The 1,271-nt window shown below is 31.2% G+C and carries 1 protein-coding gene; it reads right to left on the bottom strand.

The genetic code is table 11. The annotated features are described in order from the left end of the window. Positions 1-75 precede the first annotated feature (75 nt). The gene (locus tag L2567_RS20930; protein WP_235299819.1) at positions 76-1,248 is read right to left on the bottom strand and encodes a TlpA family protein disulfide reductase; all 1,173 of its coding nucleotides are present in this window, start codon (positions 1,246-1,248) and stop codon (positions 76-78) included. Positions 1,249-1,271: the final 23 nt, after the last annotated feature.

Raw genomic sequence — 1,271 nt, 5'->3', positions numbered from 1 at the left:
AACGGATTAGTGGCATGTGGAGGAGCGACGTTAGGAGCTATTCCATCATCGCCACCTGTTAGCAGTAGAAATTTCTTACAGCTTTCTAAAGTATTTTTCAGCTTCATCCAAATTTTTAAATCTTACAACAACTTCGTTTTTTTCAATAAGAAAGTATGTTGGATAAGATAATACGTTAAGTTTTGATTGACTAATAGGAGAGAATATATTCTTCCAAGTCATCCCAGCTTTGGAAGCAGCCTTCATTCCTGCTTCTTTATTCCTTTCTTCACAAATTCCGATAAACTCAATGTTAGTGAATTCTTTTTGTAGCTCTATTAACTTAGGTAAATTTCGAATGCAAGGTCCACACCATGATCCCCATACATGGATAAGTTTATAATTGTCAGTAATTGAGTCAGTGTCTACAATTTGATCTGAATATAGTGATTCTCCTGAATAATAAAACTTTTCTGTCTGACCGTAGTTTGAGATAAGAAATTTGTTGTTTATAAAGTCTACGGAATCTATAATGTATAGCGGTCCATCTTCTCTAATTCTAAAAGGTGTTTTTATATCAATTTTTTGATAGGGGAAGTCTTTAGTTCTGATGTGAAATCTTACAATCGTAATCCAAGGCAGATAATCATAACAACTGATCTGAACTCGCGAACCTTCTATAGAACCATCAAATTTCAATTTTTGGTTAAAGCATATTTTGAAGTTATCTACATACTCAAGTTTATCTGTCGACTCATTATACTTGTGATTAACAGTAAATCCAATATTTGAAGTCTTCAAATGAATTAAATTATCAACTACCTTTTCATATGTTATTTCAAAATTTTGGTTAAATGCTGTAGAATAGTTGTATATCTCACTGTATTCTATAGAGGGGTCTTTCTCTAATTTGGGAAGCATAATTATCATTTCATCTGTTAGAGATCTATCCAAATCGCTATCTATGATTAATATTGGATTCCCATTTAAATTGCCTCTGGCTCCAAGAATTGCATCCTTTATTGGGAAATTTATAGAATCATTTTTAGAAAGCGAGTTAAAACTTGATAATTGAAAATTTTGGATATAATCAAATTGCAGCTGATACCTTGAATTCAATGTTGAGTCTACATTCTTTGATGAATATATACACCAGCTCCCTTCAATATCTATCAGAGGATATGTTTTATACCATTTAGAAGCGTTTTGAGAATTTACATTGTAACTGAAAAATAAAATTGTAAGTATCTTAATCAATAGTGTTTTCATTGTTTTTATTTTTTACTGCTAAC

The organism is Portibacter marinus (genome assembly GCF_021533195.1).
In the GTDB taxonomy this organism is placed as follows: domain Bacteria; phylum Bacteroidota; class Bacteroidia; order Chitinophagales; family Saprospiraceae; genus Portibacter; species Portibacter marinus.
Note: the sequence above shows the minus strand (reverse complement) of the source record. Positions and strands in the feature narration are given on the sequence as shown.

Coding starts and splice junctions, on each gene's coding strand:
- L2567_RS20930 (WP_235299819.1), bottom strand. CDS start 1,248: ATGAAAACACTATTGATTAAGATACTTACAATTTTATTTTTCAGTTAC.